This window comes from Nostoc sp. CALU 546, assembly GCF_048836525.1.
The window spans coordinates 25664-42996 of record NZ_JAWJTF010000052.1 but is presented as its reverse complement, the minus strand read 5'-3'; the positions used below and the strand labels follow the sequence as shown (position 1 = coordinate 42996).

General features: G+C 42.4%; 11 protein-coding genes. 2 read left to right on the top strand and 9 right to left on the bottom strand.

The genetic code is table 11. The features are described from left to right. Window positions 1-4 precede the first annotated feature (4 nt). The 5 genes from RRG12_RS23460 to RRG12_RS23440 form a co-directional block, all read right to left on the bottom strand. A complete protein-coding gene (locus RRG12_RS23460; RefSeq protein ID WP_420760856.1) occupies window positions 5-6841 on the bottom strand; it encodes an amino acid adenylation domain-containing protein in 6837 nt (2278 codons plus the stop codon). A 526-nt stretch (window positions 6842-7367) separates the two neighbouring features. Next, window positions 7368-7760 (bottom strand): hypothetical protein, encoded by a 393-nt coding sequence (locus tag RRG12_RS23455; protein ID WP_069068158.1) that lies wholly within the window; start codon window positions 7758-7760, stop codon window positions 7368-7370. A 268-nt stretch (window positions 7761-8028) separates the two neighbouring features. Next, window positions 8029-9738: an aconitase/3-isopropylmalate dehydratase large subunit family protein gene (locus tag RRG12_RS23450; protein WP_420760855.1), complete on the bottom strand. Its 1710-nt coding sequence runs from the start codon at window positions 9736-9738 to the stop codon at window positions 8029-8031. After that, window positions 9722-10813, bottom strand: coding sequence for an isocitrate/isopropylmalate dehydrogenase family protein (locus tag RRG12_RS23445; RefSeq protein ID WP_420760854.1), 1092 nt, complete (start codon window positions 10811-10813; stop codon window positions 9722-9724). The genes RRG12_RS23450 and RRG12_RS23445 overlap by 17 nt, the downstream gene beginning before the upstream one ends. A 56-nt stretch (window positions 10814-10869) precedes the next feature. Continuing rightward, the gene (locus RRG12_RS23440) at window positions 10870-13014 is read right to left on the bottom strand and encodes a patatin-like phospholipase family protein (RefSeq protein WP_420760853.1); all 2145 of its coding nucleotides are present in this window, start codon (window positions 13012-13014) and stop codon (window positions 10870-10872) included. A 1225-nt stretch (window positions 13015-14239) separates the two neighbouring features. Here RRG12_RS23440 and RRG12_RS23435 point away from each other — a divergent pair. Beyond that, entirely contained in the window at window positions 14240-14452 is a 213-nt protein-coding gene (locus RRG12_RS23435) for a hypothetical protein (RefSeq protein ID WP_420760852.1), read from the top strand. 188 nt (window positions 14453-14640) lie between these two features. Here RRG12_RS23435 and RRG12_RS23430 read toward each other — a convergent pair whose 3' ends face one another. After that, window positions 14641-15012 carry a type II toxin-antitoxin system PemK/MazF family toxin gene (locus tag RRG12_RS23430; protein WP_069068153.1) on the bottom strand — a complete coding sequence of 124 codons (372 nt, stop codon included), beginning with the start codon at window positions 15010-15012 and terminating at the stop codon, window positions 14641-14643. Beyond that, the gene (locus RRG12_RS23425; protein WP_069068152.1) at window positions 14991-15263 is read right to left on the bottom strand and encodes a hypothetical protein; all 273 of its coding nucleotides are present in this window, start codon (window positions 15261-15263) and stop codon (window positions 14991-14993) included. The genes RRG12_RS23430 and RRG12_RS23425 overlap by 22 nt, the downstream gene beginning before the upstream one ends. Window positions 15264-15353: 90 nt before the next feature. On the opposite strand from RRG12_RS23425, the gene RRG12_RS23420 reads away from it, so the two are divergent. Next, window positions 15354-15449: a hypothetical protein gene (locus RRG12_RS23420; RefSeq protein WP_084226946.1), complete on the top strand. Its 96-nt coding sequence runs from the start codon at window positions 15354-15356 to the stop codon at window positions 15447-15449. Window positions 15450-15743: 294 nt separating this feature from the next. On the opposite strand, the gene RRG12_RS23415 is transcribed toward RRG12_RS23420, so the two are convergent. After that, window positions 15744-16073: a DUF2973 domain-containing protein gene (locus RRG12_RS23415; RefSeq protein ID WP_069068151.1), complete on the bottom strand. Its 330-nt coding sequence runs from the start codon at window positions 16071-16073 to the stop codon at window positions 15744-15746. 320 nt (window positions 16074-16393) lie between these two features. Further along, window positions 16394-16711 (bottom strand): DUF2605 domain-containing protein, encoded by a 318-nt coding sequence (locus tag RRG12_RS23410; protein WP_069068150.1) that lies wholly within the window; start codon window positions 16709-16711, stop codon window positions 16394-16396. Window positions 16712-17333: the final 622 nt, after the last annotated feature.

Genomic DNA, 17333 nt, shown 5'->3' with positions numbered 1-17333 from the left:
ATGACTACTTCGTTTTAATTTTGCCTAGGAATTTGTCAAGCTGTTTTTGGCTGAGTCTGGCTGCTGAGAAATCTGAAGGTGTATGACCGATCGCACCAGGGGATTGACAGTGGGTAATGAGCGATCGCAATGCCTCCATGAACCCAACAGCCAAACCCTCGATGGTGTCTCGTTTATGAACTTTTTCGCTGTAATTCCAAGTCATTTCCAGCCTTTCTGCACGAATAAATCCGCTTACTCCTAATAGGTGGCTGCGCTGATTAACTAAACTCTGTTCAGCTTTAAAATCTTCAGCCAAACCCAATACAGCAGATGCCTTAAGTACCTGATCAAATTGACCAAGGTAGTTAAAACTCACTTGTGCTTGGGGTAAATCCCGTAATTTCGTGCGTATTTTCTCATCCGGGTGCAAATATCGCAACACGCCATAGCCGATGCCGCGGTTGGGGATGCGCCGTAGTTGTTCTTTGACTGACTTTAAAGCCTCCCCTGCCTCTTGTTCAACTTCTTCTAGCTGTAAATGAACGGGGAATAAGGTAGTAAACCAGCCCACAGTCCGCGACAAATCCACATCCTCAAACAAGTCTTCTCGTCCATGTCCCTCTAAATCAACGGGTAAAGAAGGTTCTCCCGTCCATTGGGCAAAGCTTTGCACTAGGGCAGTCAACAGTACATCATTAATTTGAGTGTTGTAGGCAGAGGGTACATCCTGCAAGAGGGCGCGGGTTTGTTCTTCAGTTAAGGAAAGTGACACAGAAGCGGTTGAGGCTAAGGTGTTATCCTTTTTACTTGCAGGATAATCTACTGGCAAAGCGGTAACTTTCAAACTAGACTCATTTAGCCAGTAATTCAACTCATCTGATGATTTGGCGTATTCTGTTAAGCGATCGCTCCAATATTGAAAGGATGTTGTCTTTGGTGGTAATTTAATAGCTTCGCCACGGCTGATTTGCTGGTAAGCTGTAGCCAAATCTTCGAGCAAAATTCGCCACGAAATGCCATCTACTACTAAGTGATGGATGATGAACAGTAACCGGCCAGGTTGATTATTGCCTAATTGAAACAATGCTACTCGTGCGATCGCTCCAGTTGATAGATTCAAGCTAGCCTGGAGTTCAGCATCGGTCGCTTTCATTACTAGTTGTTGTTCTTCTGGCGACAGGTGCGACAAGTTAATGACGCTAAATGGCACAACTTCTTGGGTAGGGGCGTTAATCTGCTGCCAGTTTTCCCCTTCTTGTATAAACTGCGAACGCAAAACATCGTGATGTATCAACAATTGTTGCACGACTCGCTGCAATAGCTCTGGTTGCAAGTCTGGCGGCACTTTTAGCATGGCTGACTGGTTAAAGTAATCAGGTTCGGGCAATTTTTGCTCGAAAAACCAGTGTTGGATAGGTGTCAGCGCTACTGTACCTGTAACTAACCCTTGTTCGGCTTTGACAGAGCGAGCAATTCCTGCCACAGCAGCTAACTCAGCAATTGTTTGGTACTGAAATAGCTGTTTAGGGGCAATTTGGATACCCGCCTGATTGGCTCTTGAAATTACCTGAATACTGAGGATGGAGTCGCCGCCCAATTCAAAGAAGTTATCGTGGATGCCGACTTGTTTTAGTCTTAAAATTTCCGACCAAATCGCTGCTAATTTCTCTTCTGTAGGAGTTTGCGGTGCAACAAAATTATCTTCTACACTCAGTGAAAGTTCGGTGGCTGGGAGGGCGCGGTAATCTACCTTCTGGTTCGGAGTCATTGGTAGGGCTTTCAGGAGTGCGATCGCTGAGGGCACCATATAATTAGGCAACTTCTGTTTCAGGAAATGGCGCAGTTCATTGAAAGTCGGCGGGAAACTCCATCCACTTGTGGGTGGAGAGGGATAGCCGCCCACCGACTTGGGGCATTGGGCATTGGGCATTGGTGACTCTTCCCCATGCCCCATGCCCCATTCCCCATGCCCAAAAACTCCATCCCCTTGTGGATGGAGTTTTTCATCAGTGGTTGGTTGCGGCTGGTGCGGAACAACATAAGCCACAAGGCGCTTTTGTCCAGGGATATCTTCACGAGCAATAACTACAGCCTCAAATACCTGTGGGTGTTGTCTCAGCACCGTCTCGATTTCTCCCAACTCAATGCGGAAGCCGCGAATCTTCACCTGATTGTCAACTCGTCCGAGATATTCTAAGTTTCCATCGGCGCGAAAACGTGCTAAATCCCCCGTTTTATATAATTTTGGATTTTGGATTTTGGATTTTGGATTGTGAAATGGATTCTCGATAAATTTCTCCGTCGTAAGTTCAGGGCGTTGCCAATATCCTCTAGCTAATCCGGCTCCGCCAATGTGCAGTTCTCCGGGAACTCCTATTGGTACTGGTTGCAGATATTGATCCAAAATATAAACTTGAGCATTACTAATCGGTCGTCCAATCGAAACGGAGTTAGTTGAGGTTAAACGATCTAACACCATTTTTTTGTGAAGCTGCATATAATTCACCCCCCGGCTATCGCCGTCCCCCCTTGGCAAGGGGGGACTACAGGGGGGTATTATTATGTGTCTCTTCATACATAATTGGTATAAAGTAGTTATAACCGTTGCTTCCGTTGGCCCGTAACTATTAAGTAATTGGGGTGGATTGCAGAGGTGAGCAACACTACTGTGCCAGTGCTTCACTTTTTCGAGTTGAGCTTCTTCTCCGCCAATAATCACCATTCTCAGACTTTCGGGAATTCGGGAATCTTCAGAGGTAAGTTCCGCTACTAATTGATGCCAGTACGCTGTGGGAAGATCCAAAACAGTTAACTGCCATTCTCGGCAACACCGCCAAAATTCATCGCTGGAGTGCAGCATTTCTTCGGTTCGCAGTACTAATGTTGCACCAACTGAAAGACAAGGTAAGATTTCTTCAATAGATGTATCAAAACAGAGAGATGCAAATTGCAGAATATTATCAGTTGCATTAATTCCATATTCATGCATAGCACTGATAACAAAATTCATTAGCGATCGCTGTTCAATCATCACTCCTTTAGGTTTACCTGTAGAACCAGAGGTGTAAATAATGTAGGCGAGGTTATGCGGCTGAACGTTAGTAATCGGATTGGCTGTACTTTGCCCTGCAATTATTTCCCAGTCTTTATCTAAACAGATGGTTTTTCCGTCATAATCTGGTAATTTTTCCTGAAATCTTTCTTGAGTCAGCAGAATGCTCAGTTGCGTATCTTCGAGAATATCAGCCAGTCGCTTTTGAGGATAGCTAGGGTCAAGGGGAATGTATGCACCGCCCGCTTTAAGAATGCCGAGTAAGCCGATAATCATTTCTAGAGAACGCTCAACGCAGATACCCACTAAGGTTTCTGCTTTGACTCCTAAAGTTTGGAGATAGTGTGCAAGTTGATTGGCGCGATCGCTCAATTCACGGTAAGTTAGCTGTTGATCTTCTTGCTGAATAGCTACAGCATCGGGGGTTAACTCCACCTGAACTGCAAATAACTCATGAATACCCTGATTAAAGCTGTAATCTTTCTGAGTCTGATTCCACTCCACCAATAATTGCTGCTGAGTCTCCGTTAGCAGTGGTAATTCTGAAACTCGCTGCTCTGGGTTAGCAACAATCCCCTCTAGTAAATTTTGATACTGCTCTAGCATTCGTTGGATTGTGGCAGCATCAAATAGATCGCTGTTGTATTCTAAAACTAAGGTGATTCCCTTCGCTCCCGTTTTAGAACCGTTTTGCACGCGTTGCTCAGAACGCGGTATAACCAGGAAATCCAGATCAAACTTTGCTGATTTATTGCTGATAGGTTCATGCAAGCTAATGTCCAAGCCTGGGAGACTCAAGTCCGGCATGGGAGAATCGTGGAAGCTGAACATCACTTGAAATAGAGGATTGTGGCTTAAATTCCGTATTGGTTTGAGAACTTCCACCACCTTATCAAAAGGTAAATCTTCGTTGGTATATGCTTCCAATGTGACTTGACGCACTCGGTCGAGTAATTCCCGAAATGTGGGATTGCCAGACAAATCAGTGCGTAGAACCAGGTTATTGACAATCATGCCAATTAACTTTTCTACTTCGTGCATCCGCCGATTGGCAACAGCAGTTCCTACGCTTAGGTCGTTCTGCCCAGTGTATCGGTGCAATATTACCAAAAAAGCTCCCAGCATCGTCATAAATAAGGTGACACCCTCTTGACGACTCAAAACTCGCAGAGATTCACACAAATTGATGGGAAGTTCCACCCTAATTTGATCGCCATTATAAGTTTGCTCTGTTGGTCGCGGGCGATCTAATGGTAATTCCAATAACGGTGAACTACCGGATAATTGCTGCTGCCAATAAGTCAATTGGGTTTGGGCTTCTTGGCTTTTGACCCACTGTCGCTGCCAATGGGCAAAATCCACAAACTGGAGGATTGGCTCAGTCAACGGGGAAGGATTACCCAAACAGAAGGCTTGATAAAGTTCAAGCAACTCACCCAGAAATACATTAAATGACCAACCATCATGAATTATGTGATGTTCAATGTGGAGCAATAGATGTTCTTGGTTGCTCAACCTCAACAAAACCCATTTAACTAATGGTAGTTGATTCAAGTCAAACGGCTTTTGTACTTCTGCCTCAACTAGGCGCTGAACTTCTGCTTCTTGCTCAGATTCAGAAAATGTCTGGAGGTCAATAACTTTAAAGTTGATTGGTGGCGCTGAGTGGATTATCTGAAATAGCCGTCCATTCACCGCCGGATAAGTCGTGCGAAATATTTCATGACGGCGCACAATCTCGTTGAGACACTGTTGTAATACCGCCACATTTAGCTGACCTTTAAATCGCATAGTTGCCTGGAATTGGTAGGCACTACTTTCAGGAGCCACTTGCTGAATAAAGTACACTCGCTCTTGGGCAAAGGAAACTGGTAAGAGTCCCTCACGCCCAATTCGTTGGATGACGGAACGCTGTAACTGCTGTTCTAACTGACTATGCTGTTCGATTAGTTGAGCTAAACCTGCGATGGTGGGGTTTTCAAAGATGTGGTGAAAAGACAACTCGACTTGGAAAACTTCGCGCACGCGGGAAAGGATCTGAGTTGCAATTAGGGAATGACCACCCAACTGGAAAAAATTGTCATTGACTCCAATCTCCTCAAGTGCTAGCAACTCAGCCCAGATGACTGCTAAAGTCTTCTCAATTGGGCTACGAGGTGCGACAAAAGTTTCTTCGAGAGCGGGGCGTGTGCGATCGCAACCTGGAAGATTTCGACGATCCACTTTACCATTGGGTGTAAGGGGCAACGAGTCTAAGATGACAAAGACTGCTGGCACCATGTAATGGGGCAGCTTTTCCTGGAGAAAGTGTTTTAAAGTACTGGCACTATCAAGTTTTTGGTTAAGGACAACATAGGCAACAAGGCGCTTATCACCGGGGATGTCTTCACGGGCGATCACTACTGCCTGCTGTACATCCGAATGTTGAGTCAAAAGCGCCTCAATTTCTCCAAGTTCAATGCGGAAACCGCGAATTTTTACCTGATTATCGACTCGGCCCAAAAACTCAATATTTCCGTCTGGTAAGAAACGGGCTAAGTCGCCAGTTTTGTAAAGTCTCCTACCTCCTGCCTCCTCAAAAGGACTGGGGATAAATTTTTCCTCGGTTAACTCTGGGCGATTCAGGTAGCCTCGTGCCAAACCGTCGCCACCAATATATAATTCACCAGGAGTACCAATAGGAACTGGTTGAAGTTTGGAGTTCAGTATATATATTTGTGTATTGGAGATCGGGCGACCAATCGGTAGATTTTTTGCCCCTTCTGGTACATCCTGCACCAGATACCAACAAGCAAATGTTGTACTTTCAGTAGGGCCGTAAATGTGCAGCAATCGCTGTGGCGCTCCATTCCTCAGAACTGCTTTGACTGACTTTGGATCTACAGCCTCGCCACCAAATAGCAAGTGTCGCAGGTCTTTAAATGCCTGGGGAACAACGTTAGCTAAATGATTAAATAAGGCAGTAGTCAAAAATAATACACTAATTCCTTCCTCGCGTATGTAGGCTGCAAAATGCTGTGGTGAAAGCACAATATTCTGAGGAATTACTACCAAGGTAGCCCCATGCAGGAGAGATCCCCAAATCTCGAAAGTGGCTGCATCAAATGAAGTATTTGAGGCTTGAGCCATGCGATCGCTTGGTTCTAACTGCACGTAATTAGTATTGCACACTAGCCGATTGACAGCCCGATGCGTTATGGCGACTCCCTTTGGTGTTCCTGTAGAACCGGATGTATAAATAACGTAAGCTAAATTTTCAGCCGTCACATCGCTAGTAGGATTATCTTGGCTCTGGCGATCAATCGATTCCCAATCCTTATCCAGACAAACTGTTTTCACTCCGCTTTCAGAAAATTCTTCAACAAACTTTTGTTGAGTTAGCAGCACTTGTACTTGTGAATCTGAGAGCATGAACGCTAGACGCTCTTTGGGATACGTTGGATCTAACGGCACATAAGCTCCACCCGCTTTGAGGATACCCAAACTACCCACTACCATTTCCCAGGAGCGCTCAATGCAAATGCCTACTAGAACTTCTTTATCCACTCCTAGAATTCGCAAATAATGTGCTAATTGATTGGCTCGGTGGTTCAACTCTTGGTAGGTTAGTTGTTCTTTATTAAAGACGACAGAAATATTATCTGGAGTTTTTTCTACTTGTGCTTCAAATAACTGATGTATGCATAGATGTTTAGGATAATCTACCGATGTATCATTCCATTCAACTAATACTTTATGTCGTTCCTGCTCAGTTAAAGCACAAACATCATCAACATACTGAGTAGAGTTAATGATAATTTCTTCCATAATCAATAAATTTAGTATAAAGGTTAAAAGTTTTAGTAAAGTTATAGCTTTTGAATATATGCTTTACCCGGCTCTATAGCTATTTTTTTGAAAATAGGTAGACCGTTTTTCGGCTTGTGTTGGAGGATGTTTAAAAAGTCCTCTATCCTCTTAGATAACAGATATCTCAATACGGTTCGTTTAAGGTTTTTTGCCGTCAAGATGAAAGACTGATTATTGTAGAGACGGCGATTGAGCGCGTCTCTTGTCTTAAGCGAACAGTATTGACAGATATCTTGCACGAATCTTTAAAAGAATAAGGCCTTTGAGGCTTTAATCCGATGAGATCAGACTCAGAGGCCATTTTATTTGCTCACAGCAATTTGCTGCGATCGCTTTACTGACACCAATCGGAAAATAGAATACGACTGGATAAATGTCTTAAAGCAAAATACAGTCAGCTTTTCAGACTCCCAAATCCCAATCTAAAATCCAAAATAGTATTAGTGCTATTTGATTTAAAATGTCACCGAATGTAATAGTGAAATTATTCCTCGACAATTTCAATTGTTTTTGGTGGCTGAATCTCTTCAGTATCAATAATAACTTCTGGACTCAGTTCATTTCTCAGTTTGAGTTTTAGCTCATCTGAAATGGGTAAATCTTTAATTTCTTTGAGGAGATATCTTACTGATTCTGTTTTACTACGTTCTGTATAGACGGCCTTGAGAACAGCTTCAATTCCATATCCCGCGACAGTATCCCCTACAACCGTTATTAGACCAAGTATACCTATACCTCCGACAATACCGAAGGGCCCTCCCAAGGCTGTGAGGGCAGCAACAATAGCAGCATTACTACCTGCTGATGTGACTGCTAAAATCACGATAATGATGCCAGGAAGACCCAGACCAGCAAGTTTTTTAACGATTTCGTCCATTGTAATTACCTAAAATCCTTTTTTTCTTGGTTAAAACACGCTCTGATAATTCGATTTAATTGAGGTTTCAATCCCCAATCCCTGGATTTACCCCCCTTAATCCCCCCTTGCAAAGGGGGGAAATATCCGGTTCTTCCCCTTACAAAGCAGGGAAATATCCGGTTCTCCCCCTTACCAAGGGGGAGTTAGAGGGGGTGAAAAGGTCTTGTGTGTACACGGTAGCCCCTGCTTACCCATCTCACAAAATCGCATTGCTCCCATCCCCAGTTCAATCAAAGCGATCGCTAATTTTCCCATTTACAGCAGAGATAGCCACTGTTCTTGGTGAGGCTAAATAATTTTTGCCCGTTGGATCGCCGCTACGTCCTTTAAAATTGCGATTGGTTGCATAAATCCCTGTTTCTTCTTTTGCCAAAACCCCAAGTCCAGAATTGATACAAGCCCCACAACCTGTCTTGAGAATTTGTGCTCCTGCTTGTTCAAAAATATCGAGATAGCCTAACTCCTGGGCTTGTTCTCGAATTTCAATGGTTGCAGGTACAATAAACAAGTTTACACCGTCTGCCAGTTGGCGACCGTGCAAAACTTCGGCTGCTTGAGCTAAATCGTAGAGTTTACCCCCAGTACAAGAACCAATAAAAGCTTTGGTAATCGGAATGTCTTCTAATTGACTAATGGCAACCACTTGATCCGGTTTTGGGGGACGTGCCACTTGTGCTTCTAAATCACTGAGGTCAAACTGATAAACCCTTTCGTACTCAGCATCAGCATCGCCGCTAATCTCTGCAAATTCTTCTGAAGTTCGGTTTTTTACATACTCACGTGTCACCTCATCAGGAACAATCAAACCACATATTGCACCACACTCTACAGCCATATTGGCTAAAGTTAATCGTTCATCAAAGGGTAGTTGGGCAAGGATTGACCCTCTAAACTCTATTACCTTACCGCTAGCGCCAGCACAGCCGATTTTTCCGAGGATAAATAGGATAATATCTTTGGCACTAATTTTAGGAGACAAGGTTCCAGACAACTCAAATACTAGGGTTGGAGGAACACGAATCCACATATCTCCTGTGGCATAAATATTAGCCATATCGGTGGTTCCTACTCCTGTGGAAAAGGCTCCCAATGCCCCGTAGGTGCAGGTATGGGAATCTGTACCGGCAATCAGCATTCCTGGTCGGACAAACCCTTTTTCTGGGAGTAAAACGTGACAGATGCCCGCTGCTTCACCAGGGGAAACCATATCAAATAAGTGGCATCCTTGGACTTTAGCAAACTGAATCATCTGGTCATACATGACATGAGCTTTGTGATCAGCCCGGATGTCATTGACTTGGATAAAGTGATCGGCTACTAAAACTACCTTTTGGGAGTCCCATAACTTTGCTCCTTCTCCATACTCTTGATAAAATATCTTGGCCACAGGCCCGGCTACAGCATCATGGGATAAGGCTAAATCGACCTGGGCAAAAACCACTTCTCCCGGCTGGACGTAGGAATTTCCAGAGGCTTTAGCTAAGAGTTTTTCGACTAAAGTCATGGGGCGTGGCGGGGTGAAGCTACGAGGAATGGTGATTTTACCCTGACGACGCAGCTGATTAAAAGACATTAACCCACCGGCTAGTGCGATCGCATCAACTACAGGATTCTCCTCTTTCTCCCCCAAAATTTCTAAGGGTAGTCCAATATTGATGCTATTACGATAAAAAATTTCAGCGAACGATCGCGCCCGAATTTTCTCAATTCCCGCAGCTTGCAAGGCAATGGGGGCAACTTCTCGACTGGAACCACAGCCGAAATTTTCTCCTGCTTCAATCACATTGAATTTTAGCAGTTCACCTGCTCCAATAATATGTTCTAAAGCATACTTTTTTAAGTAATCAGGGTCATCTGTGGTCGCCCGATTGGCAGGAATAATATCATCGGTATTGATATCATCTCCCAGGTGCAAAACGTTATTTGCATGACTCATGAAGCACTCCTAATTGAGAATGTTGCACAACTGAAAGTTCTTCAAGTAAAAGGTCAACTAAGGTTGCAGTATTGACTAAAATTTCTTCTCCTTGGCTAAATAAATCAGCTGTTCGGTATCCCTTAGCTAAAATCCGGTCTTGCGCTGCAATAATTAGTTGGGCAGCCCGCACTTCCCCCCATTGTTGAAGCATTAAAATACAAGCTCCAAGGGTGCCAAGGGGATTAGCAATTCCCTTCCCAGCAATGTCTGGGGCTGTACCATGAATCGCTTCGTACAAACCAAATCCATCAGCATTAAGACTCGCCGATCCTAATAAACCAATTGAGCCAATTAATGCACCACCAATATCGCTAAGAATATCTCCAAACAAATTGCCCGCTAAAATTACATCAAACCGTTGGGGATTCAGAACCATTTGCATAGCTAAGTTATCCACTAGCATTGGTTCGATAACAACGCCAGGAAACTCTTTGGCTTCTTCTTCCACTAGACGAGTCCAGGGCAAATAAGGCAAGGCATTTTCTTTGTGGGCTACGGTGAGTAATCCTCGGCGATATTGGGCTTGTTCTAAAGCCTTGCGAGCAATTCGACGAATCTCTTCATCGTAATAGCGCATCGTATGATAACCATAATCTCCTTTATCATCTGAGCCGCGTCCAGATGGGCCAAAATAGATTCCACTCACCAGTTCTCGAACGATGAGAATATCAATTCCTTGAATTTTCTCTGGTCGAAGACTAGATTTATGTACGAGACTTTTAACGCTACGGATCGGACGAAGATTGCAAAAAAAGTCGAAATGCTTTCGGAGTTCTAGTAGTCCGCCTTGGGTAACTGCACCAAATACAATGCCATCGGCTCCATCGCACAATTCGGCGGTAGCTTGAGGGAAGTAACTACCCAGTTGTTCAAAGGCAGTTGCACCGAGCCAGCCATAGTCTACCTGTAAGGTAAATCCTTCAATTTTAGCGACGTGTTGCAGAATTTTTAAGGAAGCTTCCACAACTTCTGACCCAATTCCTTCCCCAAGAATGGCGACGATCCGATAAGATGGCTTACTTAAAGACCCCATTTCGACCTATTGAAAATTACTGGCTCAACTCCATTAACATCAAGAAAAGCTCAAATTTATGTTAATAAAATACTAATCAACTCATCGATTTCTTTACTTTTTTCTTGAATCAGTGTATTAGCTAAAGTTTGTAACTGCCGCAGATTTTCTGGCTTGGCATTATCTATTGCTTCGAGTTCACTTTTTAAGAATGTTTGAAATCGATAATAAGAACTTTTACTACCTTTACTATTAGATTCAAACAACCTTTCTAATTCTCCAGCTACTACTTCACTGCCACCGTCAAGCACAATATTTAACAGCGGTTTTGCCCATTGCAATAGTCCCCATTTTTTCACTTCGTCATAAGGGTAGATACTCGTCAGGGAACCGGTACCCAAGGATACTATCAAGACATCCTCTGTATTCAAGACTTGTTTATTTTCTTGTCTACTAATTTGCGCTTCTAAAATAGCCAAATTAGCTGGATTATTAGCGACTACTCCGCCATCAACTAAAGTATAGAAGCCGTTGGTATTATGAGAACTGGCAACACGATAGGGAGCAAAATAAGTCGGAGTTGCACTAGTTGCCAATGCCGCATCTGTGAGGGTAAAACCTGAGCATAACTTGCGGAATCTTTTCGATTCTGTCTGTTGTTTTTCGATTTTATTAGTAAAGAATATGGGAATTCGCTGCTCGATATCGTAGCTAGTTACGAAAACTTCTTTGAGATTATTTTCTAGAGGAGTGTCGCCAAAATATTGCCTGATAATTTCCTCTCTCCCCTCAGAAGAATATTTTGGTTGGACGAATATATCTTCTAGTTGACCGAGTATTTGTTCCCAAAATGGCTCGTAAAATATCTCAGCCCCATACTCAAGATATATTTGGACTAGATCCTCAGCGCTGTATTGGGCGGTGGGTGAGCTATCAGTGGCTTCTAAGTCTAATCGGGGTTTGGTTAATCCGAGTGCCAGAATTCCGCCGCTGGAAGTGCCAGAAATTAAATCGAACAAACTAAAAATCGGCTTTTGTGCCCGCTTTTCAATTTCTGCTAGTAGCAGGGCTGGGATAATGCCCCGAATACCACCGCCATCAATAGCGAGTATTTTGTATTTAGGATTAGCTTTCGTATTCATAGTTTTTGGCGATCGCTCCTGGGTTAATGTTTGCTGTAGAATATCGACTGGAACTGTTTCGGCTTTCTCCTCTTTTGGCTGGGGAGTTTGAATGTTTGCAGATTTTTCGCTCTGTCTTTTTGTCCCTTTTTTTGCCTTTGGGTGACGCTCCTCTGGCGCTAACACAGTTGTCGTCTGGGTTGGGATGCCAGTTTCTACAATTGGAGGAACCTCAACGGACTCTTGCTGCAACTCAGCTTCACTGACAGCAATTACTTCAACGGAGACAACTTCTGCAATAAACTGGCTTTCTTCTTCCAGCACCACAGTTCCCGCAAGGTTGCTCTCCTCGGAACTACTTGCTGTCTGTTCTTGTGTCTCACTCTCGTTTGATGATTTCGTAATTCCAAATGGAAATTGTGCTACATCCCAACTAGGATTGCCACGCAAGTTTCCATCAAAACCATTTCCAGTTTGGTCTTTTACAGTTTTTCCTTGTCCTTCATTTAATGTCCAGTAAGCAACTAATCCTTGTTCATTCCCAACTAAAAGCTGATCGCGATGCCTTTGGATTTCCGCTGGGGGACAGGGATAATTCCAGACGCTAATATTCGCTAATTGACCTGTGAAATATATATTGTTGTGTAAAGTCGCGCCCAGTGTTACAGAACTAGTTGCTTTATTTAAAGAGTCTCCTGTAAAGTACCCAAAATACTCATTCTCATCAAGATATATGCTCAGTTGACCTTTATTAAAAACAATGGCAAAGAAGTGCCATTGTCCGATAGTTAATTCTCCATTGCCAAAAGTTTTAATTTTCTTCTCAAGAGTCTCATCAATAAATATATCTATGTTCCCTGATTCACTGATGCCGAACTCAAAATTATCACTATATCGATCTGAAGAACGAGCAAAAAAAACATTGCGCGTGCCGTATGTAGTGGCTTTATCTGTTAGCTGATGAGGATTCACCCATCCAGAAATTGTAAAGGCCGAACTTCCTTGAGCAAAAACACCAGAAAAATCATTTTTGCCAAAGTCTATGTAATCATCTTGGCCATCAAATGTCAGCACTGATTGGCTATATACCTGGTTTGTCACAAAAGTTTAATCTCCAAATAGGATAATTCGTAATTCTAATTAATCAATGCAATAGATGAATAAACTATGTTTATTGGTAATTTTCTTGAACTACCTGTGTTAAACGTATTTTTGCCTTAATTAGGCAATTTATAGGAAATTAGTAATTTTTTATAACCAAAGATCAATTTTTTTTAAATCGACTAGATTTCTTAAAAATACACAAAGCTAGTAGTATGGCAATGCCCTTAGTCTCTACTCTCAAATAATCTCAGCTTTATCAAGAAAATGCAATAGCAGTTAAGGCAGTAAAAATAGACAGTTAAGACAGTAAAAGTGGACAGTTAAGACATTTAAGACAGTTAAGTAGACAGTTAAGACAGTTAAGACAGTTAAGTAGATAAAATGTCCTTTACAAAACTTAATTACGAATTACAAATTACGAATTATTTTAATATTCCCCTGCTCATACGACAACGCCAAAAGAGGGGAAAACTAATTATTGTAATACTTCTCGGTTAAGGAGAAAAGGGGAAATGAAAAACCTTTAACCCTTATCCTTTGACCTTTTCCCAAAACCTGATTCCGAATTAAAAATGCTTAACCGAGAAGTATTGCTAATTATTGTAACTCTCCCCAAATTCCTTGGTAGCGTTCCATAACTAGCCCTTAAAAAATTGATTGAGTTGATGGATGAATGTCTATTTTCTACAGATATAAAATACCTGTGGGACTTTTAATATTTAACTCTCTTCGGGTAAGAGATAATGCTTGTGTCCGATGGAGTTCAACAGCTTGGAGTAAACCTGAATAACTCAAATTACGTAAAGCTAATTGACCTTTTTTAGTGATATATATAGCAATACGGTTCAGTTAAGGTTACTGATGTAGATAATTTGTCTTTGAAGACGCGATAAATCGCCGTCTATACAAGTGTTTTGGGCTTATCTGAACTGTATTGATATATATAGCATCACTTTGAAAAAGATTTTTTAAGCTTATAAGGCTAGTACAGCACGGCGTAAATAAGCCACCCATTTTAAATGTCTGAAACCCTTGCAAACAATTAATTACGAATTACGTTAGCGACGCAGGAGCGTCATTACGAATTACGAATTACGAATTACGCCTTGCAGTACTAGCATATACATCCGTATATTTTTCTATGCCTCCTAAACGGTGACCATCTAAGCCATCAAGAGTGTGGGAATTAGCGTAGATTTAGATACGGTTGCGGTCTTTTGGGATGACTTGGGACAATGCCCCATTTCCACTGCGATCGCTGATTGAGGGGAAATCTGCACAAAGCTTTCATCAAACTCTCAATCAAAGCACACCTGCCATGCAACAAGCACTCCAGCAGATACTCAACTGTCCCTATCAAGGTGTATTAAAACAATTCGCACTCTTGCTAACGCCCCGCTCCGCTAACGCAATTCGCAATTCGCACTCTTGCTAACGCCCCGCTTCTCTACGAGACGCTACGCGAACGCTATCGCGGACTCGCTACGGCTACGCTAACGCAATTATGTTTTGTAACGGGGATTTTCCCGACACAAAACGTGCTGCCGCCTTTAAGCGACATATAGGCATGACACCAAGCAATTACCGTCGTTAGTTATCGCCCACATCTTTTGCTCTTTATCTTCAGATTTCAATCAATCCTAGACTGATCTGTATTGCCTGATTGACCAACGCTGTTGTTTCATCAGTTAGTTTGCCGAGGCATTTTACCAAACGCTGTTTATCTATCGAGCGAATTTGGTTGAGCAGAACCACTGAATCTATAGTTAATCCACCTTCTGGGGGCTGAACTAGTACTTCAGTGGGATACAGGGGGTGATCGAATTGCGAGGTAATCGCAGCAACAACTGTAATGGGACTATGTTCATTGGCAATATCATTTTGCAAAACTAGGGCAGGTCGTGTTTTTTGAATCTCAGCCCCAAGCGTTGGATCAAAGCTAACCAGATAAATCTCTCCCCGCTTAGGTTCGGCTAGTTTGCGTTTTGCTGCCATGCTTCTTCCTCAAGGGCAAACCAATCATCAGTTAGCTGGCGATCGCGCCCAGCGCGACGAATTGCCCCTTCTTTTAGCTGTTGCCGAAGTTTTTCTGTTTGAATCTGGGTGATGTAAGCCTGGATTGCGGCATCAATAAACCGACTGCGTTCGCGCAGCGTCTCCTCTGGAGAATCGCCCTTGGGTGCAAATTTATCAATTGCTTGGAGCGTTTGGGCTGGGAGTGTGATGTTAATTCGCTGATATGCCATTGATTCAGAGTACACACTACAGATAAGTATTGCTAGTGTAACACACAGTCAGGATGACAATTAGGGGACATCAGAAGAACCAAACGATTGATGAAAATCGTAGAAAATTTAACAGCTAAACCAGAAGCCAGTATTCCCCAAGCCAGTGGCACATGGTTCGCCATACATCAAACCATCGATGATTAGACAAGGACATATTCATGGGACAGTAGAGAGAATTGCCCAGCATAGGGTGGTGTTGGCGATTCAATGGCATCAAGAGCTATGTTAGGGTACTTCCTCCGCTAACTACTCTCCCACACTTTTTTTCGTTCACCCGGTGCAATGGTGCAATGACTGTAAAAATCACAACTAATTATACAGACATGATATTAATATGCTTAACTTCGAGGTTTTCGGCATATTTCTTATAATAAATTTCTGTTAAAGGAAGAGGTAAGGATGCAAAAAAACAATAATTTACACCCTAACTGCTAAGTTTTATGCTTCCTCTGAATTTTCACTTTTATGTCCTGGGGATGCTTCGTAAAGGGCATCAAGATGTTGACGCGCATCTTCAACGTTAATCGAACGCATTACCAAAAGCGGCTCTTTAATAAAGTTGCCTGCGCTATCTAATAACTCTGGATGGGGTGCAAACTGTTTTTTTGATGAATAATAACCATAGCTGCCTTGATTATTCATTGGCGAGGAATTCGTCGGGTAAGTTCGCTCCCGATCAAAACTGAACATGATCAGGTTACGAATTAAGTTGCCAACAGCTATAAATGCAAGGATTGTAAAAGCAAGAATGTAAAGCAGATGTAACATTGGATTTTCCTCCAGAGCAGCAATTTTTAAAACTTTATTTTGTAACGCTTTGTTCGCCGATACTGTGACTCACAGTTAAGACGAGTATTTGACACACTCTTTGTGCGCTTACATTTATATGGAGCTATTTGTCAACCGTTATTCCACTTACGGTAGCATAAGATACATTACTTTGTTAATCCAAATAATGTTAAGAAGTTGTTAAGAATTTTGTACTATCTCTTTAACGACTGATTTGCCATTTTGCATAGACGTTTCCTCTGCTTTTGCTTAGACATTAGTAAGTTGTCTGTCAAAATTTAGAAGATGCTCCCAGTTGCTTAGACTTCACGCCCTTGACGAAAGCGCATTGCGACATTCCAGCATTCTGTGACTAATTCATGCCAAGGCATTAACGTTGCCATATCAATCCCGACTTGTTTATCAGTTGCATTAAAGAGCATCTTCGCCGTATTTAGTTCATCTTGCGCTTGCTTAACTCGCAAGAGCAAGTCAGATTGCTCTTGGTGACTCATAAATGATAGTTGCTCAGTTTCGAGTAAATGGCGCGATCGCGTAAACCAATGCTGAAAATCTTCCAGCAGAGGTTCTAAAACTGTTTTTAGCAACTCAGTCCCTGGTAAATTTGAGTCTGACATAAATGAAAGGCATATTTCAAACTTGCTTACTAATATTAACGTTATTTACGTTTCTTAACACTTTTGCGATTTCTCTCATAATGTGAGGATAGAAAAATATGTAACAAAGAACACAGAATTTATTATATATTCTTGATGTCGGGATTGTACAGTGCCTTTAGGTAGGCGTCTATAGGTATATATGACACCGAGCTACAATTCATCAGATAATTTGGCGATCGCGGGGAATCCTGAATTTGATGCTCATGTAACAAATCAAAAATTTATCTTTATCTGTGATTGAAGAAGAATTCAGAAGTCAGGAGCCAGAATTCAGAATCAATATAATGTGGAATTCAAACCCGCCTCTTAAAATCACCACTAAGAGAAAGCGTATTTAGCGGGGAGTATTAAACCCCTTAATTCAAACACTCGCGGACTCTTTCTAAGCGTTGCTATACCGTTGGTGTTTGCGGTAGCGTCTCCCCTTGTGAGAAATCTGGGTTTACCGAAGAAAGGCAGAAGGCAGGAGGCAGAGGGCAGGAGGTAAGAAGTATCAATTAAAACTTTAGTTCTGGGTCTAAAGCCCAGTTCAAAGCAATAATTATACTGAGACTGCTTGCAGCGAGGTATAAAACGTCCT

What these genes read in the sequence shown, in the direction of transcription:
- RRG12_RS23460 (WP_420760856.1), bottom strand. Translation starts at nt 6,841, where the DNA reads ATGGAAGAAATTATCATTAACTCTACTCAGTATGTTGATGATGTTTGT.
- RRG12_RS23455 (WP_069068158.1), bottom strand. Translation starts at nt 7,760, where the DNA reads ATGGACGAAATCGTTAAAAAACTTGCTGGTCTGGGTCTTCCTGGCATC.
- RRG12_RS23450 (WP_420760855.1), bottom strand. Translation starts at nt 9,738, where the DNA reads ATGAGTCATGCAAATAACGTTTTGCACCTGGGAGATGATATCAATACC.
- RRG12_RS23445 (WP_420760854.1), bottom strand. Translation starts at nt 10,813, where the DNA reads ATGGGGTCTTTAAGTAAGCCATCTTATCGGATCGTCGCCATTCTTGGG.
- RRG12_RS23435 (WP_420760852.1), top strand. Translation starts at nt 14,240, where the DNA reads ATGACTTGGGACAATGCCCCATTTCCACTGCGATCGCTGATTGAGGGG.
- RRG12_RS23430 (WP_069068153.1), bottom strand. Translation starts at nt 15,012, where the DNA reads ATGGCAGCAAAACGCAAACTAGCCGAACCTAAGCGGGGAGAGATTTAT.
- RRG12_RS23425 (WP_069068152.1), bottom strand. Translation starts at nt 15,263, where the DNA reads ATGGCATATCAGCGAATTAACATCACACTCCCAGCCCAAACGCTCCAA.
- RRG12_RS23420 (WP_084226946.1), top strand. Translation starts at nt 15,354, where the DNA reads ATGAAAATCGTAGAAAATTTAACAGCTAAACCAGAAGCCAGTATTCCC.
- RRG12_RS23415 (WP_069068151.1), bottom strand. Translation starts at nt 16,073, where the DNA reads ATGTTACATCTGCTTTACATTCTTGCTTTTACAATCCTTGCATTTATA.
- RRG12_RS23410 (WP_069068150.1), bottom strand. Translation starts at nt 16,711, where the DNA reads ATGTCAGACTCAAATTTACCAGGGACTGAGTTGCTAAAAACAGTTTTA.